Raw genomic sequence first — 24,777 nt, forward strand, 5'->3', positions numbered from 1 at the left:
GTATAAGCACTCCGGCTCTCCGCATGTGCCCGCATCAGGCGGGCATTTGCGCGAGGACATTCCTCCGGAGGCAACATGCAGCAACGGCGAAGGCCGTCTTGGAGCAGTACGTTCCTGCTGACAGCAGGTCTGTTGGCGGGAACGGGATGTGGGGGCAACGCGGCGCCCACCGAGCTCGAGCAGCTCAGGAGTCAGCCGCAAAGCCGGGGCTTTGGCCCCGACCTCGTGGTTCGAGAGCTACGAGGCCCCAGCAGTATTCGGTTCGGTGAGCCCTTCACGACCATCGTGAAGGTCTGCAACGAAGGCACTGCGCCCGCGCAGAGCCCCGTAGGTCCCATCCAGATGGACTTGTACCTGTCCATGGATGACACGCTCTCCTGGCCCGACCCGAGCTTGCCACCCCCAACGGACCAGGTGCTCGTCGCCACGCTGGAGTTCAGCGAGCTGGCGGACGGCCACTGCGAGACGCGGGCCTTCACCGGCTCCGCTACGCCGCCGGGTCCCCAAACGGACGGCATCTATTACCTGGGAGCCATCACCGACGTGCACCAGATCCTCGTCGAACTGGACGAGGCCAACAACACCGCGGTGACCGCGCTGGGCATTGGAAACCGGCCGGACCTCGTCGTCACGGAGCTTCGTGGCCCCACGAGCGTCACGGACAGCGGGACGGTCGCGTCGACGCTCAAGGTGTGCAACCAAGGCACCCACGTGTCGGACGACACCATCGTGGAGCTGTACCTCTCCACGAACGGCACGCTGTCACCGCCAACGACGGGCGGTCCTCCCCCCACGAATCAGGCCTCACAGGGAACGGTGGAGGTGCCCGAACTGCTCCCGGCCCACTGTGCCATCCGCCACGCCTCCTTCCCGGTGATATTGCCGCCCGGCGCGACACCTGGTCAGCCGCTCTACCTGGGCGCCATCGCCGATACGCCCGAGTTCTCCACGGAACTCAACGAGGACAACAACGTCTTCGTGGGGGACCTCGTCGCCATGGGAGCGGGACCGGACCTCGTCGTCACCTCGGTGCACGCCCCCACCAGCACCCAAAGCGGAGACCTGCTGGGCGCCTCCGTGAGGGTTTGCAACCACGGCACGCTGCCCGCGAATCCCAGCTCGCTCGAGCTGTACCTCTCCGTGGATGGCAACGTCACCATGCCAGGTAGCGGCGGCCCACCGCCGCCGGGACAGGAACTTGTGGGCCAGACGGATGTGCCCCTCCTGAACCCCGGTAATTGCATCACTCGCAACGTCCAGGGCGCCGCGACGTTCCCAGCTGGCGCGCCCCAGGAAGGCGCCCTCTTCCTGGCCGCCATCATCGATTCCACGCAAGACATCCCTGAACTGCGCGAGGACAACAACGCCTTCACCCAGGGGCTCATCGGCGCGGGGGCGCGCCCAGACCTCGTCGTGACCGCGATTCGCGCTCCAGCCAGCGTGTCCCCTTCGGCATCTTGGGCCCCTGTCAGCATCACCGTTTGCAACGTGGGGACCGTCGTTGCCCCAACGGCCGCGGTGGATATCTACCTGTCCATGGTGCCGACGCTGGACTCGCCTTCCATGGGGGGACTGCTGCACGGGACCAAGTTCAAGGTCGGCGGATTCGGCGTCTCCAGCATCGAAGCAGGGCGTTGCGTCACACGCGAGGAGCCCATCACCCTGGACCGTCCCCTGGGTGCGCCACCCCAACTCCAAGCATTCTACGTGGGCGCCATTGTCGACCCCAGGTCAACCATCGTGGAGCTTCGCGAGGACAACAATGCCTTTGTCGGTGAGCAAATGGGTCTCGGCAACGGGCCGGACCTGGCCATCACCTCCGTGAAGGGCCCCGCCAGCAGCATGCCTGGCGACGTGCCTGTCACCGCCCGCATCTGCAATCAGGGCACCGTGGCCTCACAGAACACCCAGGTGGAGTTCTACCTGGCCGCGCATGCCTTCCTGAATGCCCCGATTCAGGGGGGCTCGCCTTACAACGCCGACCCGCATACGGCGTTCTCCATTGGGATGCACCAGGTGCAATCGTTGGATGCGGGCGAGTGCAGGACCATCTCCACCCTTGCTACCGCGATGAGCTTCCCTGCGGAGTACATCGACAAGGCGTTCAATCTTGGAGCCATCATCGACCCATACGCGCAGGACAATGAACTTCGCGAAGACAACAACACCTTCGTCGGAGACTTCATGGGCCTGGGCAACCGTCCTGACCTGGTGGTCACTGCCATCGATGGTCCCGCCAGCGTGCGCGACAGCACCCTCTTCGCGACCACCCTGACCGTCTGCAACCAGGGCACCTATTCCTCCGGGCCCACGATGGCGCAGGTGTATCTGTCCACCGAACCCCACCTGGTGCTGCCAGATTGGAGCGGGCAAGGAACTCCGTTCCCATGGAGTCAAACGCCCGTGGGCGACGTGAGCATCCCCACCCTGCACGTCGGGCACTGCTTCACAGGGCAAGTGACTGGCGCGGCCTACATCCCGCCCGGCTCGCACGGCGAGGCCATCTACCTGGGCGCCATCATCGATGCGAACGACGCCATCGAGGAGCTTCGCGAGGAGAACAACGCCTTTGTGCGCGGCCGCATCGGCGTAGGAAACAAGGCGGACCTCGTCGTCACCGCCATCAACGCTCCGACAAGCGCGCGAATCCACAGTGCCTTCACCGCCACCGTGACGGTCTGCAACCAGGGCACCGAGTACGCGAGTTCCTCGGACCTGGAACTGCATTTCTCGCTCCTGCCCACGTTGGAAATGCCACGGTGGTCCGGTTCGGGCTCCCCCCTGCCCGTCACCCAGGCCCCCATCGGCAACATCTCAGTGCCACACCTGGACGCGGGCCATTGCATTTCCCAATCCATCCAGGCCTCTACAGAGTTGCCACCCGACGCACTGTTTGCCCAGCCCCTGTACCTGGGCGCCATCATCGACGGATGGGGCAACGTCGAGGAACTGCGCGAGGACAACAACACCTTCGTGAGCGGAATCATGGGCGTCGGTGATGGCCCTGACCTTGTCATCACGGCGGTGCAGGCGCCCTCGAATGTCGGGCCGCTCGCGACGTTCCACCCGACCGTCACGGTTTGCAATCAGGGGACAGAGCACTCGGACAGCACCCTCGTGGAGTTCCACCTCTCCACGGAAGAGACGCTCGTCATGCCGCGCTGGAATGGACCCGGCAATCCACTGCCACCGACGCAGCACTCCATTGGCGAGCTGAGTGTCCCCTTCCTGAATCCAGGGAGGTGCTTCACGGGAAGCGCTGTCGCAACATTGACGCTGCCGCCCGCGACAGCTCCTGACCAGAAACTCTACCTGGGTGCCCTGGTCGATGGGATGCAATCCCAGGATGAGCTGCGTGAAGACAACAACATCTTCATGAGCGGTCGCATGGGCGTGGGCTATGCGTCCGACCTGGTCATCACGTCACTCACGGGCCCCGCGAGCGTCGAAGCCAACGCCGCGTTCACCGCCACGGTCACCGTCTGCAATCAAGGCACGTCTGAATCCTATCCCACGGAACTGGAGGTCCACCTCTCCACCGAAGCAAGCATGGCCATGCCCGAACGGTACGGCCCGGGAATCCCGATACCCGCCAGCCAGGTGTACGCCGGCGAGTTCGGAGTCCCCGCCTTGGGTATCGACGATTGCATCACCCTGCAGGTGCCCTCCTGGTCGAACCTTCCTGTCCTGGCCCAGCCCGAACAGCCCTTGTATCTCGGCGCGGCCATCAATCCCGACCTGCTCGCTGGTGAGCTGCGCGAGGACAACAACACCTTCGTCGGAGACATCATGGGTGTTGGCGCCGGTCCCGACCTGATTGTCACCGCGGTGCAAGCGCCCGTCAGCGTGGAACGCAACGGCAACTTCACTGCCTCGGTGACGGTCTGCAATCAGGGAACCCAGGCATCGGGCAGCGTGCAGTTGGACCTGTACTTCTCCACCCGGGCCCAGGTCGTGATGCCTCAGTGGAATGCACCAGGTTTCCCCTACCCGCGCACGCAAGCGCTCATCGGCGCCTGGAACGTGCAGCCCCTGAATCCGGGACAATGCACCACAGAGCCCGTCCTCGCGTGGGTGGAACTGCCCGAGGAGGCCGAGCCCCATCACCCGCTGTATCTGGGCGCGATCATTGACTCGAACCAGGCGCAGGCCGAGCTGCGCGAAGACAACAACATCTTCGTCAGCGGACTCATGGGTGTGGGCAACCAGCCAGACCTGGTCGTCACCTCCGTCTCCGGCCCCAACTCCGTGAGAACGGGCAGTGCTTTCACCGCCACCGTGCAGGTCTGCAACCATGGCACCGCGCCCACCCACGGCTCCATGGATGTGGCGCTGTACCTGTCGAGCAACAACACGCTCGAATTCCCCTATCAAAGCTGGCCGGGCGCTCCCCCCGACAGTCAGAGCCAGATTGGAGTGATGACCGTGCAATCTCTGGACGCCGGGCAGTGCGTCACACGCAACACGCAGGTGACGGTCAACACGCCTCCGGATTCTGGCCCCACTGGGTTCTTCTATCTGGGCGCCCTCGTCGACCCATGGCAGAACCTCGAGGAACTGCGCGAGGACAACAACGTCCTCGCGGACCGGTTCATCGCGGTGATGCCGTAGTCGTCGTGGTCTGAGAACGGGCCCGGCCGAGCGCACCGACGTTCGGCCGGGCCTTGTTTCGAGGTCGCATGCATTCCAGAAAAAATGCCAGCCACCTGCCTGCAATTCTTACACGCCCGCGTTGCCGCGTTCCGTCCTCGGCGTCAGGTGCCTCCTGACATGGTGTGCCCATCTGGCTGGGAGTTCCGGACAAGAACAAGTCCCCCGGGCCATCCTCCCGCCACTTCCAAGACATTCCCAGACAACGCCATTCGACATCCGGGCGCCCCTGGGGGCAGATGTATCAACCTCCAAGAATAACAATAAACAAGAGAACAACTGGCACATCGACTGCAGCCGGCCCTTGTCCCCCCAGCAATGACGGACGAGGAGACCCCCATGATGGATAGGAAGTGGCTCGGGCTCCTGTTCATCGGCGCCGTCTGGGCCTCGAACGCCTGGGCCAATGACTTCCGAGCCGAGAAGCTCGTGAACGGGCTCAAGCAATACACGGTCGACACCTACCCGGAGACGCTGCGCTTCACGTTCACCGTCACCAACATCGACCCGACGCTCCCCTCCGAGCTGCTCTCCGCGACCGCGCCCCTGCTGACGTCCTGCACGCTCGCGCCCACGTCCCCCCTCGTGGTTCCAGCGGGAGGCCTCGTCACGTATCAGTGCGAAATCGAGCTGGAGAGCTACGACGCGTGTCTCACATGGGGGATACACGATGCGAACCCCGTGACGCCCAACCACGAGGTCTCCTTCACCAGCACCTTCAGCATCGGCTGGGACGCAGGTGCCAGCCAGGCGGGGGCCAACGTGCTCTGCCTTCCTCAGCCCAACCTGTTCTGTGACGACACCGTCTACCTCTCCACGGCCTCGCGCTCTCCGGAAGGACGGCCCGCGGCCCCTTCACGGCTCTACATCTTCGACCCCGCCACCGGCACGCTGACGCTACAGGGTGAAGCCGCGCTCCCCTACAACGCGCTGGCGTTCAACCACTACGACGACATCCTGTACGCCATCGCCTCGGACGGTGTCAGCGCGCCCAGCTTCATCCGCGTCGACGCCACCGGCTCTTCGAGCATCATCGCCCCGCTGGACACCACGGCACCACGCTCGGCCATCTGGACCGCGGGAGCCGTTCTCAAGGATGGCTCCTACGTCGGCTTCGAGCACAGCACCCATCGCCTCATCCGCATCAACCCCAGCACCGGAGGCACCCTCTCCGAGCAAGTGGTGACCATCCCGGGAGACTTCCAACTGGCGGACTTCGCGACGAATCCTCGGGACGGCCAGCTCTACGCCTTCAACAACGCCACCCAGCGACTGACCCGCATCGACCCGCTCACAGGCGTGGCCACCGACCATCCCGAGCCCGCGCAGATGGACGGCAGGCTCGCGGAGAACCCCGTCATGAGCGCCGCCGTCTTCACACGCGACGGCGAGCTCTTCCTCTACGGAACCAGCGGCCCCGACACCCGCCGGGTCAGCGGCTTCCATGCCGTGGACGTGACGACGGGAAACCTGACCCGCCTCCTCACGCGGCCGGTGCCCCAGCTCGCGAACGGCGCGATGTGTGGCGTCTACTCCTGGGGCTCGCCTCGCCCGCAGCCGACGACCCGAGACCGCGGATTCTTCGGCGCCAGCGAGAGCGCCCTCTTGGAGTGCCTGGCATACGGCCCCATCTCCCTCGGCGCTCTCGGCGAAGTCTCCACCTTCCCAGGCGCCCTGGGCATCCTCTGGGCCAACCCCGCCATCGCCTCGAACAACGCGCGCCGCACGGCCCTGGAGTCCTTGAAGGTCCGGACGGCGCGAGAAGCGCTGACGGCGGTCTGCAACGAGCGCGTCTTCAACACGCGCGCGCCGCCCCTGTCCGCGCTGGAGAATCCGGCCTCGCTCGACCCCGGCCGGGTGGAGGAGCTGCGTCAACGGCTGGAGCGTCACAACCACTCTGGCAAGCGGACCGCCATCCCGCTGCGAAAACGAATCTTCGCGGTGGACCCGCTGCAAGCCATGGAGCGCGCCGAGGAACCTCGGTTCTGAGAGGGAGCGTGGTCGTGAAGATTCCATCCCAATCCAGGTGGATTCTGGGTCTGCTCGTAGTGCTGGGAGCAAGTGCCTGCGATAGCAGCGAAGACGATTTGATGCGGGCGCTGGGAGACCCCGTGCTGGACGCCTTCGAAATCCGCCTGCGAGGCCAGGACGCGGCACAGTACGAGAAGGTCCTGCTGGGCATGGGACAGGTCGAGGTCACGTCCTTCGGCGAACCCGTCCGCTTCGAGCCCTCGCCCAACGCTCGCGCCATGGACCTGTCGGACACGGACCACGCCCACCTCCTGGGGCGCTTCTTCCTGCCCAGGTACGTGAAGCAGGTGGACATCACCGTGCGCTTGGACGACGTGGGCGCGTTCAAGGAAGACAGCCTGACAGGCCTCATCAACGCCCAAGCCGGAACCATCCAGTTCTCGACGACGCGCAGCGCCCTGGAGCAGCGCTCACGCGTCGTCATCCACCTGCACCTGAAGGACAGCCTCTTCGACGGCAGGGGCGGAAAGACGCTCCTGCCGTCGACTTACATCGCCCACTGAAAGTCCCGACGCCCCGAAGGCCCTCTGGCTTCCACCTGCGCGCGAGCCCGGGCCCTGCCAGAATGCGCGCCATGAAGACCCCCGGGAAGCAGGTGGTACTCGTCCGGCACGGAGAGACGGAGTGGAGCCGCGCCGGTCGGCACACAGGGCGGACGGACATTCCGCTCCTGGGCTCCGGTAGGGAGATGGGCCGCCTTCTCGGCGCGCCGCTGAAGGCCTGGCGCTTCGACACCGTCTACACCAGCCCGCTGAGCCGCGCGGCGGACACCTGTGCCCTGGCCGGCTACGGGGACTACGCCCAGTTGCGCGAGGACCTCATGGAGTGGGACTACGGCGACTACGAGGGGCGCACCGGCGCGGAGATTCGCGCCGAGCGGCCCGACTGGACCATCTGGAAGAACGGCGTCCCCAACGGAGAGACCGCGGCGCAGGTGGCCACTCGCGTGGACGGCGTCATCGCCGACGCACTGCGGACGGACGGGGACGTGCTCATCTTCGCCCACGGGCACCTGCTTCGCGTGCTCGCGGCGCGGTGGCTGGGCCTGCCCCCGTGGGAAGGCCGCCTCTTCCTGCTGAGCACCGCGTCCATCAGCGTGCTCGGCCATGACGGCGACAGGCGCCGCCCGGCCATCGTGTCGTGGAACGACACCACGCACCTGCGTGCGTAGCTACAGCCGTCCCTCCAGGAAGTTGCGCACCAACGCGGGGCCCTCGGGGGTGAGCACGCTCTCCGGATGGAACTGCACGCCCACCACGGGCCGCTCGCGATGGCGCAGCGCCATGATGAGGCCATCCTGGCTCCACGCGGTGGCTTCCAGCTCGGCGGGCAGTGACGGCGCCTCCACGATGAGCGAGTGATAGCGCGCCGCCGAGAAGCCCTCGCTGAGCCCGGCGAAGAGCCCCGTGCCGCCATGCCGGATGTGCGCGGCCTTCCCGTGCACCGGCTCTGGCGCGCGCACCACCTTGCCGCCGAAGGCCGCGCCAATGGACTGGTGCCCCAGGCACACGCCCAGCACCGGCACGCGTGACTGGGCAATGGCCGCCACGCTGACGCCCGCCTCGTGCGGAGTGCAGGGCCCCGGCGAAATCACCAGGTGGGACGCGCCCGAGGCCGCGACACCTTCGGCATCCAGGCCGTCATTGCGCACCACCTTCACCTCGGCCCCCAGCGTGTACAGGAGCTGCACGAGGTTGAAGGTGAAGGAGTCGTAGTTGTCGATGACCAGAATCACCGGCCACCTCCCTCGCGCGCCAGCCGCAGCGCGGCGGCCATGGCGCCCGCCTTGGCTTCCGTCTCGTCCGCTTCCTTCGACGGCACCGAGTCCGCGACCACTCCCGCGCCCGAGGTCCACATCGTCCGGTCTCCGTCCACGAAGAAGGTGCGCAGCGCAATCGCCACGTCCAGCGTGCCGCAGAAGGACAGGTAACCCACCGCGCCCGAGTAGGGCCCGCGCCGCTGGACCTCCAACTCGTCGATGATTTGCATCGCGCGAATCTTGGGCGCGCCCGACACCGTGCCTGCGGGGAAGGTGCTGGCCAGCGCATCCAGCGCGTCGTACTTCGCGTCGAGCTTGCCGCGCACCTGCGACACGATGTGCATCACGTGGCTGTAGCGCTCGATGAGCATCATGTCCTCGACGCGCACCGAGCCAGGCGCCGCCACGCGGCCCACGTCGTTGCGCCCCAGGTCCACCAGCATGATGTGCTCGGCGCGCTCCTTCTCGTCCGCGAGCAGCTCCTTCTCCAGGGCCAGGTCCTCGGCCTCGAACGCGCCACGGCGCCGGGTGCCGGCGATGGGCCGCACCACCACGTCCCCGTCGCGCACCTGCACCAGCAACTCCGGCGACGCGCCCACCAGCGCTCGGGCCTCGCCCAGCTCCACGAGGAAGAGGTACGGCGATGGATTCACCCGCCGCAGCGCGCGGTAGAGCGACAGCGGCGGCGGCGCGCCCCGGGATTCGAAGCGGCGCGCGAGCACGACCTGGAAGATGTCTCCGGCGCGGATGTACTCCTGCGCCTGAGCCACCGCCGCCTCATACCCCGCGCGGTCCCAGCACGCGGTAGGCGCCACGTCCCCACGCATGCGCGGCGCCAGCGCATAGGCCTCTGGAGACAGTGGTTTCAACAACCGGTCCGCCATGGCCTGCGCGCGCCCCTCCGCGTCCTTCAACGCGGCGGCCACGCTGCCGTGCAGCGACGGCCGGGCAATGGCGGTGGCCTTGAGCGTTCCGGTGCGGGTGTCGTGCGTGACGAAGTCCTCGCACACCAGCCATTCCGAGTCCGGGAAGGAGATGTCGCTGGGGTGCCGGTCCGGCACCGTGGGCTCCAGCCACGAGAAGCAGTTGTAGCCCATGTACCCCACGAGCCCGCCCAGGAAGGGCGCCTCACCGGGGAGCCGGGCCACGGCCAGCTCGCGCCAGAGCTGGCGCAGCACGTCCAGGGGCTTGCCGTCCCGGCGCTCCTCGCTCGAGCCGCGCCACAAGGTGGCACCGTTCCGGTCCAACCGCACGCGGCCCGCGGGCTCCGCGCCGATGTGGCTGTAGCGGCCGAACTGCTCGCCGCCGTAGCACGACTCGAGGATGAAGCCGCGCGAACCACCGCCCAGCTTCAGATAGGCCGACAGCGGCGTATCGAGGTCCGCCGGCAGTTCCACCGACACCGGCACCGCCTCACCCTGCTCCGCGCGCTGCCGATAGGCTGACTTCCGCTCCTGTGCATCCATCGTCTTTGACTCACTTCCCACCGCGCATCACGGCAGGGGGATGGGTTATCCCCCGTCCGAGGGGAGTCCTCCAAGCGGTCCGATATTCTCCTCCCCACGTCGCGCAAGCCCCCGGGCCAGCGGGTGCCCGGGAAGCAGCCCGGGGAGCTCCCGCCGGTGAGTCGGCGTCCTACCCCGGGTGGTCCGGCACCAAGCCCCTCGCTATCTGAATGGGACTTTGAGTGCCGCTCCTCCCGCTCCATTGATGACGGTGACGCCTCAGGGGCTCTACTGCGTTCCCGGCGGCTTCCACGTCGACCCCTGGCGTCCAGTGGACCGGGCGCTCATCACCCACGCGCATGGAGACCACGCACGCAGTGGCAGCCACCGCTACCTGGGCGCCCGGGCGGGCAAGGGACTGCTCCACCGGAGATTGGGCGCGGACGCCACCATCGACACGCTCGACTACGGCGAACGGCTGCGCATCAACGGAGTCACCGTCAGCTTCCATCCCGCGGGCCACGTGCTGGGCAGCGCGCAGGTGCGCGTGGAGCACGGCGGTGAGACCTGGGTCGTGTCCGGCGACTACAAGCGCGCGCCGGACCCCACGTGCGCGCCCTTCGAGGTCGTCCCCTGCCACACCTTCATCACCGAGGCGACGTTCGGCCTGCCCATCTTCCGCTGGGACGCGACGGAGCAGGTGGCCGAGGACATCCTGCGCTGGTGGGACGCCAACCGCGCGCTGGGCCGCGCGGCGGTGCTGTTCTGCTACGCGTTGGGCAAGGCGCAGCGGCTGCTCGCGGAGCTGGCGAAGCTGACCGACCGCGCCGTGTTCATCCACGGCGCCTTGCACTCCCTGGTGGACGTATACCGGGACGCGGGCGTCCGCATGCTGCCCACGCACTTGGTGTCCGAGGTGGAGAAGGGCACCTCGTTCGCGGGAGCGCTGGTGCTGGCGCCACCAAGCGCGAACGGCACCACGTGGATGCGCCGCTTCGGTGAGCACGAAACCGGCTTCGCGTCCGGCTGGATGCGCGTTCGAGGCAACCGCCGCCGCCGAGGCTTCGACCGCGGCTTCGTGCTGTCGGACCACGCGGACTGGCCCGACCTGCTGCGCACGGTGAAGGACACCCGGGCGGAGCGCGTGCTGGTGACGCACGGCTACGCCGAGCCGCTGGCCCACTACCTGCGCGAGCAGGGCGTGGATGCCGCGCCCCTGGCCACGCCCTTCGAAGGCGAAGCGGAGGACTGACGCGTGCGGCGACTGGCGGACCTCTACGAAACGTTGGACCAGACCATGTCCACCAACGCCAAGGTGGAAGCGCTCGCGCACTACTTCCAGGAAGCGCCCCCGGAGGACGCGGCGTGGGCGCTCTACTTCCTCATGGGGCAGAAGCTGAAGCGGCTGATTCCCACGAAGCTGCTGGTGGGGTGGACGCAGGAGCTGACCAGCATCCCCGGTTGGCTCTTCGAGGAGGTCTACGCCTCCGTGGGTGACCTGGCGGAGGTGATTGCCCTGCTGCTGGACGCCCGTGAGCGCCCGGCACGGACCGAGGAGCTGCCCCTGTCGGTCTGGCTGGAGCAACGCCTGTTGCCGCTGCGTCAACTGGACGCCGCCGGGCAACGCGAGCAGGTGGTGTCCTGGTGGCACGCCATGCCCCGGCGTGAATTGTTCCTGCTCAACAAGATGCTCACCGGTGAACTGCGGGTGGGCGTGTCCTCCACTCTGGTGGTCCGCGCGGTGGCGCAGGTGGCGGGCCTGCCCGCGCCCAGCGTGGCGCACCGGCTGATGGGGACGTGGACGCCCTCGCCCACGTTCTTCCGGCAGCTCGTGTCCCAGGACGTGTCGGACAGCGACAGCTCCCGGCCCTACCCCTTCTATCTCGCGTCGCCGCTGGAGCAGCCACCAGGGGACCTGGGCGACCGGGCGGAATGGCAGGTGGAGTGGAAGTGGGATGGCATCCGGGGCCAGCTCATCCGCCGCAAGGGCAGCGTGCACCTGTGGAGCCGCGGCGAGGAGCTCATCACCGAGCGCTTCCCCGAAATCGCGGACGCCGCCGCCGCGCTACCCGAGGGCACGGTACTGGACGGCGAGGTGTTGGCCTACGCGGACGGAAGGCCCCTGCCCTTCGCCCAGCTCCAGCGGCGCATCGGCAGGCAGAAACTGACGCCCAAGGTGCTGGCCGAAGCGCCCGCGGCCTACATCGCCTACGACATGCTGGAGCTGGGAGGCGAGGACCTCCGGAGCCAGCCGCTGCGCGAACGACGCGCGAAGCTGGAGGCGCTGTTGGAAGACTTGCCTCGGCTCCCCGTCTCCCCCGTCGTGCAAGCGGCGACGTGGGAGGACCTGGCCACCGCGCGGAGCGAAGCGCGAGAGCGCAACGTCGAGGGCTTCATGCTCAAGCGCCTGGAGTCGCCGTACCTCACCGGGCGCAAGCGGGGCGACTGGTGGAAGTGGAAGATTGACCCGTTCACGGTGGACGCGGTGTTGCTGTACGCGCATCCGGGCCACGGCCGGCGCTCGTCGCTGTACACCGACTACACCTTCGCGGTGTGGAACGGCACGGAGCTCCAGCCCGTGACGAAGGCGTACTCCGGCCTGACGGACGCGGAGATTGGCCGGCTGGACCGGTGGATTCGCGCGCACACGCGGGAGAAGTACGGCCCCGTGCGCTCGGTGGAGCCCGAACAGGTCTTCGAACTGCACTTCGAGGGCATCCAGTCCTCGCCGCGTCACAAGTCGGGCGTCGCGCTGCGCTTCCCCCGAATCGCCCGCTGGCGGACGGACAAGAAGCCGCAGGACGCGGACACGCTGGACTCGCTCAAGGAGCTGCTCCATGCCAGCGGGTAGACCCCGCTCGCTGCGGGCGCAGATTGCCGCCAGTCGCAAGGCCCTGCGCGCCACCACCGAGCCTCCATCCGCGGAGGCGCCGCGCAAGCCCAGGCAACCTCGCGTCCAGCGCGCATCGACTCGAGCTCAAACGAATGAACCACCCCTGGAGCGGCTGCGCGGCTGGTTCCGCGCGAAGGGGTGGACACCCTATCCGTTTCAAGAAGAAGCCTGGGCCGCCCATGCGCGCGGCGAAAGCGGGCTCATCCACGTCCCCACCGGCGCGGGCAAGACGTACGCGGCCTACCTGGGTCCGCTCGCGGACGTCGCGGAGCATGGACAGCCAGGGCTTCAACTCCTCTATGTGACGCCGCTGCGCGCGGTGTCCCGGGACGTGGAGAAGGCGTTGAGGGAGCCCCTCACCGTGCTGGACGCGGACATCACCGTGGAGAGCCGCACCGGCGACACGTCCTCGTCGGTGCGCCAGCGTCAGCGGGAGCGCCTGCCGCAGGTGCTCATCACCACGCCGGAGTCGCTGTGCGTCCTGCTCACGCATGAGCGGGCCCCGGAGCTGTTCGCGTCACTGCGCTCCGTCATCGTGGATGAATGGCACGAACTCCTCGGCTCCAAGCGGGGTTCGCAGTTGGAGCTGGCGCTGGCCCGCCTGCGCCACTTCGCGCCGGGCCTGCGCACCTGGGCGCTGTCCGCCACGCTGGCCAATCTGGAAGAGGCCGCCCGTCACGCCGTGGGCACCGGCCAGACGCCCACGATTGTGAGCGCGGCGTTGGAGCGGCCCGTCGTCGTTGAGACATTGCTGCCCGAATCCGTGGATGCGTTCCCCTGGGCGGGCCACCTGGGCTTCTCCATGCTGGCCCGCGTGGGCGCGTGGCTGGACGCGGAGCGCTCCACGCTCATCTTCACCAATACGCGCGCCCAGGCCGAGCGCTGGTTCGAAGGCCTGCGCTTCGCCCGCCCGGAGTGGGAGCACCTCATCGCGCTCCACCATGGTTCCATCGCACGCGAGGAGCGCGAGCGCGTGGAGAGCGGCCTCAAGGAAGGCTCGCTGCGCATCGTGGTGTGCACCTCGTCGCTGGACCTGGGCGTGGACTTCGGCCCGGTGGAGCGCGTGGTACAGGTGGGCAGTCCCAAGGGCATTGGCCGCACGATGCAGCGCGCGGGCCGCAGCGCCCACCGCCCGGGCGCCACCTGTCACATCCTCTTCGTCCCCACGCACGCGCTGGAGCTGGTGGAAATGGCCGCCGCCAAGGACGCGCTCCTGCGCCGCGAGGTGGAGGCCCGCACACCGCCGGGCAAGCCGCTGGACGTCCTGGCGCAGCACCTGGTGACGTGCGCGTTGGGCGGCGGCTTCACGCCCGGCGCCCTGCGAGACGAGGTGCGCACCGCGGCGGCCTTCGCCGGCCTCACCGACGAGGAGTTCGCGTGGACTGTGTCCCTGGTCCGCGAAGGCAGCCCGACGCTGCGCGCCTACCCGGAGTTCCGGCGCGTGGTGGAGCACGAGGGCCGCTGCGTCGTCGCGGACGCACGCGTGGCCCGCATGCACCGCCTCAACATCGGCACCATCACCTCCGACGCGGTGGTGCAGTTGCGTTACTGGAGCGGAGGGCGCCTGGGCAGCGTGGAGGAGTCCTACGTCAGCCGCCTCAAGCCGGGCGACACCTTCATCTTCGCGGGGAAGAAGCTGGAGTTCAGCCGCATCCAGGACATGACCGCCTACGTGCGGCCCGCGAAGACGAAGGTCACCCAGACGCCGCGCTGGAGCGGCAGCCGCCTGCCCTTGTCCGGCTCATTGGCCGCCGCCGTTCGGCGCACGCTGGACACCGCGCGCCACGGCGATGTCACGTCGGACGAACTAGCCGCCGCCTGGCCCGTGCTGGACGCGCAGGCCCGCCTGTCCCGCATCCCCGCGGCGGACATCCTGCTGGCGGAGACGTGCCAGACGCGCGACGGGCACCATCTCTTCCTCTATCCCTTTGAAGGACGGTTGGTGCACGAAGGACTGGCGGCGCTGCTGGCACTGCGGCTGACGCGCCTGCGCAAGGCCACCTTCACCCTGTCGGTGAATGACTACGGCCTGGAGCTGCTCACGCCCACGCCCTTCCCCTTCGAGGAGGCGCTGCACCCCGCGCTCTTCACCCGAGAGCGTCTGGAGGCGGACGTCCTGGAGAGCGTCAACGTCGGCGAGCTGGCAAAGCGCCAGTTCCGCGACATCGCCCGCATCGCCGGGCTGGTGCTGCCGGGGCTGCCCGGCGCGCGCAAGTCCTCGCGGCAGGTCCAGGCCAGCGCGTCGCTGCTGCACGACGTCTTCCTCAAATACGACCCGGACAACCTCCTGCTCGTCCAGGCCCGCCGGGAGGTGCTGGAGCAACAATTCGAGGAGGGGCGCCTGGAGCGGACCCTGGAGCGGCTTCAAGCCGCGCCCCTGGAGCTCATCCATGTCCGCCGGCCCACGCCCCTGGGCTTCCCACTCGTCGTCGAGCGCATCAGCGCGAGCCTGTCGAGCGAGTCCCTGCTGGAGCGGGTGGAGCGATTGAAGGAGCGATGGACTCGCGAAGATGCCAGGTCCGCATAGAGGGCACCCTGCTGGAGCTGCTCCCGGAGCGCGCCCTGTACTGGCCCGACACTGGCACCCTGGCCGTGGCGGACCTGCACTGGGGCAAGACGGAGAGCTTCCAGCAGCACGGCATCCCCCTGCCCACGGGCGTGCTGGAGGACGACCTGGCCCGCCTGTCCACGGCGCTCACCACCACCGGTGCCCACCGCCTGCTCCTGCTGGGTGACCTCATCCACTCACGCCAGGGCCTCACCCCCGCCGTGGTGGAGCGGCTGGCGGCGTGGCGGGAGTCCCACGCGTCGGTGGAGTGCGTCCTGGTGCGGGGCAACCATGACCGGCACGTGAAGACGCTGCCCGACCGCTGGCGCCTGGACGTCCGCGAGTCCTCCATCGACGAAGGCCCCTTCCACTTCGCCCACCACCCGGAGCCCGTTTCAGGCCGCTATGTATGGGCAGGTCACCTCCACCCCATGGTGCGGCTGGGCGGCAGGAGCGACACACTGCGTCTTCCCTGCTTCCAGGTGGGACGCGGCGTGGGCGTGCTTCCGGCCTTCAGCGCCTTCACGGGTGGACTCAACGTCTCCCGCCGCGCGGGCGATCGCATTTTCGCCGTCGCCGGCCCCGCAGTCGTCGAGGTGTAGGATGAGCCACGCCAAACGCCGTAAGATACTGGGTATCATCGAAACAGATAATACCTTCGAGCGCTCCAACCACCGGGACCGCGAGGCGTGGCTCGGCAAGTGCTTGCACTGCAACGCGCACTTATGGGTCGGCCTGGATGGCGAGCCGATCAGCCGCGCCACCATCGAGCACATCCTCCCGAAGACGGCTGGGGGCACCGAGGCGCTGAGCAACCTGGGTCTGGCCTGCGCCCGGTGCAATCAGGGCAAGGGCACCCGGCATGACGCCCGTTATCACCGGGACGCACGCGCCCGGGAGCTGGTGGAGAGGCTTCTGGCCCGGCGCCTCGCGCGCTGGCGGAAGCCGGAGACCGACGAAGAGCCGTGAAACACCCGGAGTGATCCTCCCCGACGGGTGCTTTGCTCAATCGTCCCTACCTCCCTCCAGAAGAGAGATTCATCACCGCGCGACCGCGACTTTCCGCCCTCGCGCGAGGAAGTGGTATCCCCTTGCCGCCACATCTGAATGGTTGACACTGCCGTGTCGATGCCCGATGGTCCCGCGCCGCATTAGGGCAGGGAGAGGAGGAGGGCCCCGCCCACGGCATTACTAATAGAGGTTTCGTTGGACGTGTCCGCTTCGCCTTCAGTGCGCCAGGAGCTACCGCCCACCCGCCCCAGTGGGGCCGGGAATGCCCCTCCGCTCCCTGTGCCCGGTAACGCCCACGCCTCGCCTTTCGTTCCCTTCACGAGTGCTGTTGTCGAAGCCCCCTTGCCCATGGTCCAGGTATGAGCGGCCCTCTCTTCCCACGTTGGACGAACACGGTGTCGCGGCTGTCCGCCGCGGCGCTCCTTGCCGTGCCCGCCATCGGTATCGGCGGTCTCATGGCCTACGTGCGCTCGCCGTACGTCACTGGCCAGCAGCGGCCCATTGAACAGCCGATCGAGTTCGATCACCGCCACCACGCGGGTGATGAGCAGATTGACTGTCGGTACTGTCACTGGTCGGTCGAGGAGTCGCCCTCAGCGGGCATCCCCTCCACCACGGTGTGCATGTCCTGCCACGCACAGGTCTGGAACAAGAGCCCGTACCTCAACGAGGTCCGCAAGGCGTTCTTCTCCGACCAGCCCATTCCCTGGGTCCGCGTGCACAACCTGCCGGACTTCGTCTACTTCAACCACTCCATCCACGTGGCCAAGGGCGTTGGCTGCGCCACCTGCCACGGCCGCGTCGACCAGATGGCCGCCGTGGAGCAGGCCGCGCCGCTCACCATGGCCTGGTGCCTGGATTGCCACCGCAATCCGGAGCCCCACCTGCGTCCGGCGGAGTTCATCACGTCCATGACGTGGACCCCGCCCGAAGACAAGGCCAAGGCCGCTGAGCTTGGCCGCCAGTTGGCTGAAGCGTACGACGTCCACTCGCGCGAGAGCTGCTCCACATGCCACCGATGAACACGAAGCGCGACGGCGCCCCGTCGCAGGATACCCCCTCCTCCTTCGCGCTCCCGGTCGTCACGGACCGGCCTGCCGCCAGGTCCGACGTTGTCGGCGAGGCGCTCGAGCACGCGGCGGCCAATGCCTCCCCCTCCGAGCCCGGCTATGGCCAGACGTACTGGCGCAGCCTGGAGGAGAAGCTCGGCACGCCCGACTACATGGAAGCGACGCGGCCGGAATTCCCCGTCGGCGCGGACCTGGCGCCCACGGGCTTCGCCCGCCGCGAGTTCATGCACCTGCTGGGCGCCTCGCTGGCCCTGGCCGGCGCCACGGCGTGCAGCACCCGTCCGGTGGATGAGCGCATCCTGCCGTACACCAAGACGCCCCCCGAGCTCGTCCCGGGCAACCCGCTCCACTACGCGTCCGGCATGACGCTGGCCGGTCACACCTCCGGTCTGCTCATCACCGCCCGCGAGGGTCGCCCCGTGAAGATCGAGGGCAACCCGGACCACCCGGTCAACCAGGGCGCCGCTGGCCCCTGGGAGCAGGCGTTCCTGCTGTCCCTGTACGACCCGAGCCGCGCCCGCGTGCTCCGTCAGGGCAAGAGCCCCCGCGCCCTCCGCGTCCTGCGCGAGGAGCTGGTCAACGCCGCCAGCAAGGCCGCCGCCAATGACGGTGGCAGCCGCGTGCGCTTCCTGTCCGAGCCCGGCAACTCGCCGCTGACCGGCGACCTGCGCAGCCGCATCCTGAAGAAGCTGCCGAACGCGCGCTTCCACAGCTACACCGCGCAGACGCACGACACGCAGGACGAGGCGCTCCGCGCGCTCTTCGGCGGACAGCCCGTTTCGGCCGTCTACGACTTCGCCCAGGCGGACATCGTCCTGTCGCTGGACGCGGACTTCCTGGAGAGCCGCCCGGAGAACCTGGGCTACGCGCGCCAGTTCGCCAACCGCCGCGACCCGAACAACGGTCCGCTCAACCGGCTCTACGTGGCCGAGGCCCGCTTCTCCATCACCGGCGGCATGGCCGACCACCGCCTGCGCGTGAAGTCGCAGGAAGTGCTCGCGGTCGCCGCCGCCGTGGCCCAGGCCGTGGGTGGCCCCGCCGCCTCGCTGGCTGGCGCCGCCGCCAACAAGGCGTCGCTGAAGTCGGACCACAACGCCTGGGTGCAGGCGGTCGTCGCGGACCTGCGCGCCGCGCGTCCGGGCCGTACCCTGGTGGTCGCGGGTGAGCGTCAGCCGGCGGCGGTCCACGCGCTGGCCCACGCCATCAACGCCGCGCTGGGCAACACCGGCACCACGGTGAAGTACGTGCAGTCGTCCATCGCGGAGCAGGAGGGCCTGAGCCAGGTCCGCGCGCTGGTGGAAGACATCACGGCGGGCCGCGTGGACACGCTGGTCATCACTAGCTGGAACCCGGTGTTCTCGGTTCCGGCGGACACGGGTCTGAAGGAGCTGCTGGACCCGGCGACCAACCCCAACCGCGGCAACCTCACCGTTCTCTACACGGGCCTCTACGAGGACGAGACCAGCCAGTACGCCGACTGGTTCGTCCCCGCGACGCACCCGCTGGAGACGTGGAGCGACGGCCGTTCGTTCGACGGCACCGTGGCCATTGCCCAGCCGCTCATCCAGCCGCTCTACAACGGCGTGCCGGAGTCCGAGCTGCTGGCGATGTTCCTCGACGAGCCCTACCGCCCCGCGTACCAGATGCTGCGCGACTACTGGCAGGGTCAGTCCGAGGGCCAGGGTGACTTCGAGGCCCGCTGGGAGAGCTGGGTGTCGGACGGTGCCATCCCCGGCACGCAGGCCGCTCCGGCGCAGGGCGCTCCGGACTTCGGCGCCGCCTCCGCGCTGGTGACGGGCTACACGGCCCCCGCCACGGGCGAGCTCGAGATCAACTTCGTCTACGACTACAAGATCTTCGACGGCCGCTTCGGCAACAACTCCTGGCTGCAGGAGCTCCCGGACCCCATCACCAAGATGACCTGGGACAACGCCGCGCTGCTGAGCCCGGAGACCGCCAAGGGCCTGGGCCTGGAGCCCGGTGACCTGGCGGAGCTGAGCTACGGCGGCCGCAAGCTGACCGTGCCGGTGTGGATTACGCCGGGCCACGCCAACGACACCGTGACGATGTCGCTGGGCTACGGCCGTGACGGCCTGCACGAGCAGGTGGCCAAGGCCGTGGGCTTCAACGCCAACGCGGTGCGCACCGTGAAGGCCCCCTGGTTCGACGGCGGCGCCACGCTCACCAAGGTGCGCGGCAGCTACAAGTTCAGTCTGACCCAGACGCACTGGCGGATGGAGAACCGCCCGCTGGCGCTGGATATGCCGCTGTCCGAGCTGAAGAACCCGTCCATCGCGACGCAGCACACGCTCCACCGCGTCAAGAGCGAGCTGAAGTTCGGCGTCCAGGACAACCTGCCGGCCTTCGACTACAACAAGGGCCCCAGCAACCCCCAGGGCTACAAGTGGGGCATGGCCATCGACCTGTCCCGCTGCACCGGTTGCAGCGCGTGCGTGATTGCCTGCCAGGCGGAGAACAACATCCCCGTCGTGGGCAAGCAGCAGGTCTCCGTCAGCCGTGAGATGCAGTGGCTGCGCATCGACCGCTACTTCGAGGGCAGCGAGAGCGACCCCCGGATGGTCATGCAGCCGGTGATGTGCGTGCACTGCGAGAAGGCCCCCTGCGAGTACGTCTGCCCGGTGAACGCCACCGTGCACTCGGACGAGGGCCTCAACGACATGGTGTACAACCGCTGCGTCGGCACCCGGTACTGCTCGAACAACTGCCCGTACAAGGTGCGCCGGTTCAACTACCTGCACTACACGGCGGACAAGACGGCCACCGAGAAGATGCTGATGAACCCGGACGTCACCGTCCGCAACCGCGGCGTGATGGAGAAGTGCACGTACTGCGTCCAGCGCATCGAGCGCGTGCGCATCGACGCCCGCGTCGAGAAGCGCCTCATCAATGAGAAGGAGCTGCAGACGGCCTGCCAGCAGACCTGCCCCACGCAGGCCATCACCTTCGGCTCCCTCAACGACCCGCAGCAGCGCGTCACGCAGCTCCACGAGGACGAGCGCGCGTACAAGCTGCTCCACGAGCTGGGCACCCGCCCGCGCACCGCGCACCTCATCCGCGTCCGCAATCCCAACCCCGCCCTCGAGCCCGCCGCGCCCGCCGCTGCGAACCAAGGGAGCCACTAAGCCATGGCTGAAACTGCTTCCACCACGTATCACGACCCGCTCGAGCCACGACCCCTCGTCGCGCCGCACCATGACGACGCGACCCTGAACGAGACGCTGCTGGACCATGTCTGGCGCAAGCCGGGCAAGGGCTGGTTCATGCTCTTCGGCCTGTCGCTCAGCGCGCTGGGCCTGCTCGTCATCGGTGTCACCTACACGCTGGCCCGCGGTATCGGCGTGTGGGGTAACAACCAGCCGGTCGGCTGGGCGTTCGACATCATCAACTTCGTCTGGTGGGTCGGTATCGGCCACGCCGGTACGCTCATCTCCGCCATCCTCCTGCTCTTCCAGCAGAAGTGGCGCACGAGCATCAACCGGTTCGCGGAAGCCATGACGCTGTTCGCCGTCATGTGCGCCGGTCTGTTCCCGCTGCTGCACACCGGCCGTCCCTGGTTCGCCTTCTGGCTGTTCCCCTACCCCAGCACCCTGGGCGCGTGGCCGCAGTTCCGCTCGCCGCTGGTGTGGGACGTGTTCGCCATCTCGACGTACCTCACGGTGTCCGCGCTCTTCTGGTTCGTGGGCCTCATCCCGGACCTGGCGGCGCTGCGTGATTCGTCCAAGACGAAGCTCCAGCGGACCATCTACGGCCTGTTCGCGCTCGGTTGGCGCGGCTCCGGTCGGCACTGGCACAACTACAAGATTGCGTACCTGCTGCTGGCCGGTCTCTCCACGCCGCTCGTGGTGTCCGTGCACACCATCGTTTCGTTCGACTTCGCCGTCTCCCTGCTGCCCGGCTGGCACGCCACCATCTTCCCGCCGTACTTCGTGGCCGGCGCCGTGTTCAGCGGCTTCGCGATGGTGATCACGCTCATCATCCCGGCGCGCAAGTACCTGGGTCTGCGGGACGTCATCACGGACCGCCACCTGGAGAACATGAACAAGGTCATCCTGGCGACGGGCCTGCTCGTCTCCTACGGGTACCTGATGGAGCACTTCGTCGCCTGGTACTCGCAGAACCAGTACGAGCTCTGGACTTTCTACGTGAACCGCGCCACGGGCCCCTACGCCGGCGTGTACTGGCTGATGATTGCCTGCAACGTCATCACCCCGAACATCTTCTGGTTCAAGAAGTGCCGCACCAGCATCCCCATCATGTGGGTGGCGTCCATCGCGGTGAACATCGGCATGTGGTGCGAGCGGTTCATCATCATCGTCACCTCGCTGAGCCAGGACTTCCTGCCGTCCTCCTGGGGCATCTACACCCCCACGTGGGTGGACTGGTCCATCTACATCGGCACGCTGGGCCTGTTCGGCACCCTGTTCCTCCTGTTCCTCAAGTTCGTGCCCGCGGTCGCCATCAGCGAGGTGAAGGAGCTCCAGCTCGAGCTCAAGCACGCCGCTCACCAGCACGGCTCTGATGATGCGCTTGCCGGCGCCGGCACCCTCACCCACGGAGCTCACTAAGAGCCATGGAAGCCACCGTTCTCGATTCCTGGGTCCTGGCGGAGTTCTCGACGCCGGACGCCCTCGTGACCGCCACCCGCCAGATGCGGGAGAAGGGCTTCGAGGGAATGGACACCTACTCTCCGTACCCGCTGCACGGCGGGTCGGAGGCCCTGGGCCTGCCGCCCTCGCGCGTGCCCTTCATCGCCCTGTGCGGCGGTCTGACGGGCGTGGCCACGGCGCTGGCCATGCAGACGTGGATGAACACCATCGACTACCCGCTCAACATCGGTGGTCGCCCGCTGCTGTCGCTGCCGGCGTGGGTGCCCATCACGTTCGAGCTGGGGGTGCTGTTCGCCGCCTTTGGCATCTTCTTCGGTCTGCTGGGGCTCAGCCGCCTGCCCCAGCCGTACCACCCCGTCTTCGAGTCCGAGGAGTTCCGCACCGCCTCCACGCACGGCTACTGGCTGAGCGTGCCCCAGGCGACGGGCACGGACGCGGCGCCGGTCATGGATCAGCTCAAGGCCCTGGGCGCGACCCAGGTGACCCTCGTCACGGGAGAGAAGGAATGAGGTGGCTCATCCCCGCCGCCGGACTCGCCACGCTCACGGGCTGCAACGTCAGCTCGGAGTTCCTCCAGCGAATGGAGCACCAGGCGAAGTACGAGTACTACGAGGCGTCCGACTTCTGGGCGGATGGTCGCTCCATGCGCACGCCTCCCGTGGGCACGGTTCCGCGTGAGCGCTTCGACAAGCTCCCCGAGCTCAAGGACCCGACCCAGCGCCAGGTGGCCCTCACCGGCCGCAGCGCCGGCCAGCCGGTGGCCCACGTGCCCATCACGGTGGACCAGAACCTGCTGACCCTGGGTCAGAAGAAGTACAACATCGTCTGCTCGCAGTGTCACGGCGTGCTCGGCGATGGAAACAGCATCGTCGCGGAGAACATGGCCCTGCGCCTGCCTCCCTCGCTGCTGGACCTGGAGAGCAAGTCGGACGGCCACTTCTACGTGGCCATCAACGAGGGCTACGGCGTGATGCCGTCCTTCTCCGGTGAGCTCGACCTGCGCGAGCGCTGGGCCGTGGTTGCCTACGTCCGCGCACTCCAGACGGCCCGCAATACCCGCACGGACGGCCAGCAGCCCGTTCCGCAGGAGAACCGATGAGTCCCCCCGTCACCAACTCGCACACCAACTTCGGGCCGTACACCGGCACGCCGAAGCTCATGGTGCCCGCGTTCGCCGTGGGCATTCTCTGCCTCCTGGCCACGCTGGGTGGCTTCTTCGCCACCGACGCCAAGGGTGAGACGGCGCACGCCTATCTGATTGGCTTCACCTACTGGGTGGGCATCAGCGTCGCCTTCCTCATCATGCAGGCCATCTTCCACACGGCGAAGGCCAAGTGGCTCATCGTGCTGCGCCGGACGATGGAGACGGCCTCCGCGGTGATTCCGGTGTTCTTCGTGCTGGCCCTGCCGCTGCTGGCCATGGCCGCCTACCTCTACCCCTGGTGGGAAGGCTCCGAGCTGACCAAGGGCTACTCCAGCCTGGAGCTGGAGCACCTGAGCCACAAGCAGCACGGGTACCTGAACAACCACCTCTCGTTCCCCCCGGGCGTGGGCGTTCGCCACATCATCTACTTCGGCGTGTGGACCTTCGCGGCCTGGCGGCTGCGGTCGTGGAGCCTGAAGCAGGACACCGAGGGTGGACTCGACTTCACGGTGAAGCAGCGCAAGTTCTCTCCGGGTGTGCTGCCGTTCCTTGCCCTCACCATCACGTTCGCTTCTTTCGACTGGCTGATGAGCCTCACGCCGCTCTGGCAGTCGACCATCTTCGGCGTCTATTACTTCGCCGGAAGCTTCCTGGCGGCCTTCTGCATCCTGACCATCGTCACGGTGAGCGCCCAGGGCAAGGACCTCTACGGCAGCGTCGTGAAGCTGGACCACTTCCACAACCTCGGCAAGCTGATGCTCGCCTTCACCGCCTTCTGGGCCTACATCGCCTTCTCCCAGTTCATGCTGGTGTGGATCGCGAACATCCCGGAAGAGGCGCCCTGGTACGGCCTGCGCATGTTCGGCCCGTGGCGGTCGATGTCCATCGCCCTGTTCTTCCTCCACTTCCTGCTGCCCTTCGGCATCCTGCTGTCGCGCAAGCTGAAGCTGCAGCCTCGGAAGCTGGCCGTGGTGGCCGTGTACCTGCTCATCATCCACGCGGTGGACCTGTACTGGCTGGTGTGGCCGGCGCTGACCGGTGCCGCGGGCCCGACGTTCCACTGGTCGCTGCTCACGGCCTTCTTCGGAGTGGGCGGCATCGCGGTGGGCTTCGGCCTCTTCCTGGCGCGTGGCCACTACACGCTCACGGTGAAGGACCCCTACATCGCCGAGTCCTTGAGGTACGTGCAGCCATGAAGAAGACCCAGGTTGAGCTCGAGTCGCGCGTCATCGTCGGCGCGCACGGCGTGGCGGCTGAAGAAGACCACCTGGTCATGGGCAAGGTGGTCGGCATCGGCGTGGGTTCGCTCGCCATCTTCGGAGTGGGCATTGTCTGGGCCTGGTGGATTCAGGTCCAGACAATGGCCGACATCCAGCCAGAGGGTCCGCCGCCGCGTCCCGCGGCGATGGGCCAGTACGAGGTGGGCATCGTCAACCAGCGCCAGTTCGAGCAGGACTGGCACGCCGTGGACAAGATCAGCGGTCAGGACCAGGCGCTGCGCGCCGGCTGGGGTGACCAGCCGGGCGTGAAGCAGCACCCCGGCATCGACGCCGCGATGAAGACGGTCATCGAGCAGAAGCGCAACCCGCCCCCTGCCC

Annotated in this window: 18 protein-coding genes; 16 read left to right on the plus strand and 2 right to left on the minus strand. The window is 67.8% G+C overall.

Annotation, left to right across the window (positions count from 1 at the left end; genetic code table 11):
* Positions 1 to 75 precede the first annotated feature (75 nt).
* The 4 genes from FL344_RS28535 to FL344_RS28550 all read left to right on the plus strand — a co-directional run bounded on the left by FL344_RS28535 (position 76) and on the right by FL344_RS28550 (position 7,852).
* The gene (locus FL344_RS28535; RefSeq protein ID WP_228565450.1) at positions 76 to 4,611 is read left to right on the plus strand and encodes a CARDB domain-containing protein; all 4,536 of its coding nucleotides are present in this window, start codon (positions 76 to 78) and stop codon (positions 4,609 to 4,611) included.
* 378 nt (positions 4,612 to 4,989) lie between these two features.
* The gene (locus tag FL344_RS28540; protein ID WP_228565451.1) at positions 4,990 to 6,639 is read left to right on the plus strand and encodes a hypothetical protein; all 1,650 of its coding nucleotides are present in this window, start codon (positions 4,990 to 4,992) and stop codon (positions 6,637 to 6,639) included.
* A 14-nt stretch (positions 6,640 to 6,653) separates the two neighbouring features.
* The gene (locus FL344_RS28545; RefSeq protein WP_228565452.1) at positions 6,654 to 7,184 is read left to right on the plus strand and encodes a hypothetical protein; all 531 of its coding nucleotides are present in this window, start codon (positions 6,654 to 6,656) and stop codon (positions 7,182 to 7,184) included.
* A gap of 62 nt (positions 7,185 to 7,246) precedes the next feature.
* Positions 7,247 to 7,852, plus strand: coding sequence for a histidine phosphatase family protein (locus FL344_RS28550; RefSeq protein WP_141593233.1), 606 nt, complete (start codon positions 7,247 to 7,249; stop codon positions 7,850 to 7,852).
* On the opposite strand, the gene FL344_RS28555 is transcribed toward FL344_RS28550, so the two are convergent.
* Positions 7,853 to 8,416, minus strand: coding sequence for an aminodeoxychorismate/anthranilate synthase component II (locus FL344_RS28555; protein ID WP_141620757.1), 564 nt, complete (start codon positions 8,414 to 8,416; stop codon positions 7,853 to 7,855). It lies immediately after the preceding gene.
* Positions 8,413 to 9,906, minus strand: a complete 1,494-nt coding sequence (locus tag FL344_RS28560) for an anthranilate synthase component I family protein (RefSeq protein WP_141620758.1) — start codon at positions 9,904 to 9,906, stop codon at positions 8,413 to 8,415. The genes FL344_RS28555 and FL344_RS28560 overlap by 4 nt, the downstream gene beginning before the upstream one ends.
* 178 nt (positions 9,907 to 10,084) lie before the next feature.
* On the opposite strand from FL344_RS28560, the gene FL344_RS28565 reads away from it, so the two are divergent.
* From FL344_RS28565 to FL344_RS28620, 12 genes are all read left to right on the plus strand, one after another.
* A complete protein-coding gene (locus FL344_RS28565; RefSeq protein WP_141620759.1) occupies positions 10,085 to 11,137 on the plus strand; it encodes a ligase-associated DNA damage response exonuclease in 1,053 nt (350 codons plus the stop codon).
* Positions 11,138 to 11,140: 3 nt separating this feature from the next.
* Entirely contained in the window at positions 11,141 to 12,736 is a 1,596-nt protein-coding gene (locus tag FL344_RS28570) for an ATP-dependent DNA ligase (protein WP_141620760.1), read from the plus strand.
* Complete coding sequence (locus tag FL344_RS28575) at positions 12,723 to 15,305, plus strand: ligase-associated DNA damage response DEXH box helicase (protein ID WP_141620761.1); 2,583 nt, start codon at positions 12,723 to 12,725, stop codon at positions 15,303 to 15,305. The genes FL344_RS28570 and FL344_RS28575 overlap by 14 nt, the downstream gene beginning before the upstream one ends.
* Positions 15,275 to 15,928: a ligase-associated DNA damage response endonuclease PdeM gene (pdeM, locus tag FL344_RS28580; RefSeq protein ID WP_141620762.1), complete on the plus strand. Its 654-nt coding sequence runs from the start codon at positions 15,275 to 15,277 to the stop codon at positions 15,926 to 15,928. Before FL344_RS28575 ends, pdeM begins: the two co-directional genes overlap by 31 nt.
* 1 nt (position 15,929) lies before the next feature.
* The gene (locus FL344_RS28585) at positions 15,930 to 16,295 is read left to right on the plus strand and encodes an HNH endonuclease (RefSeq protein ID WP_141620763.1); all 366 of its coding nucleotides are present in this window, start codon (positions 15,930 to 15,932) and stop codon (positions 16,293 to 16,295) included.
* Between the two features lie 401 nt (positions 16,296 to 16,696).
* On the plus strand, positions 16,697 to 17,359 hold the full coding sequence (locus tag FL344_RS28590; RefSeq protein ID WP_090492146.1) for a cytochrome c3 family protein: 663 nt from the start codon (positions 16,697 to 16,699) through the stop codon (positions 17,357 to 17,359).
* Complete coding sequence (locus FL344_RS28595) at positions 17,356 to 20,550, plus strand: TAT-variant-translocated molybdopterin oxidoreductase (RefSeq protein ID WP_141620768.1); 3,195 nt, start codon at positions 17,356 to 17,358, stop codon at positions 20,548 to 20,550. The genes FL344_RS28590 and FL344_RS28595 overlap by 4 nt, the downstream gene beginning before the upstream one ends.
* A gap of 3 nt (positions 20,551 to 20,553) precedes the next feature.
* On the plus strand, positions 20,554 to 21,993 hold the full coding sequence (gene nrfD, locus FL344_RS28600; RefSeq protein ID WP_090492144.1) for an NrfD/PsrC family molybdoenzyme membrane anchor subunit: 1,440 nt from the start codon (positions 20,554 to 20,556) through the stop codon (positions 21,991 to 21,993).
* Between the two features lie 5 nt (positions 21,994 to 21,998).
* The gene (locus FL344_RS28605) at positions 21,999 to 22,544 is read left to right on the plus strand and encodes a DUF3341 domain-containing protein (RefSeq protein ID WP_011556030.1); all 546 of its coding nucleotides are present in this window, start codon (positions 21,999 to 22,001) and stop codon (positions 22,542 to 22,544) included.
* Entirely contained in the window at positions 22,541 to 23,134 is a 594-nt protein-coding gene (locus tag FL344_RS28610; protein ID WP_141593241.1) for a cytochrome c, read from the plus strand. Before FL344_RS28605 ends, FL344_RS28610 begins: the two co-directional genes overlap by 4 nt.
* A complete protein-coding gene (locus FL344_RS28615; protein ID WP_141620764.1) occupies positions 23,131 to 24,375 on the plus strand; it encodes a hypothetical protein in 1,245 nt (414 codons plus the stop codon). Before FL344_RS28610 ends, FL344_RS28615 begins: the two co-directional genes overlap by 4 nt.
* The coding region (locus FL344_RS28620) for a hypothetical protein (protein WP_141620765.1) at positions 24,372 to 24,777 on the plus strand (406 nt) is incomplete at its 3' end. The genes FL344_RS28615 and FL344_RS28620, both read left to right, overlap by 4 nt.

The organism is Myxococcus sp. AB036A, from assembly GCF_006547355.1.
Classification (GTDB): Bacteria; Myxococcota; Myxococcia; order Myxococcales; family Myxococcaceae; genus Myxococcus; species Myxococcus virescens.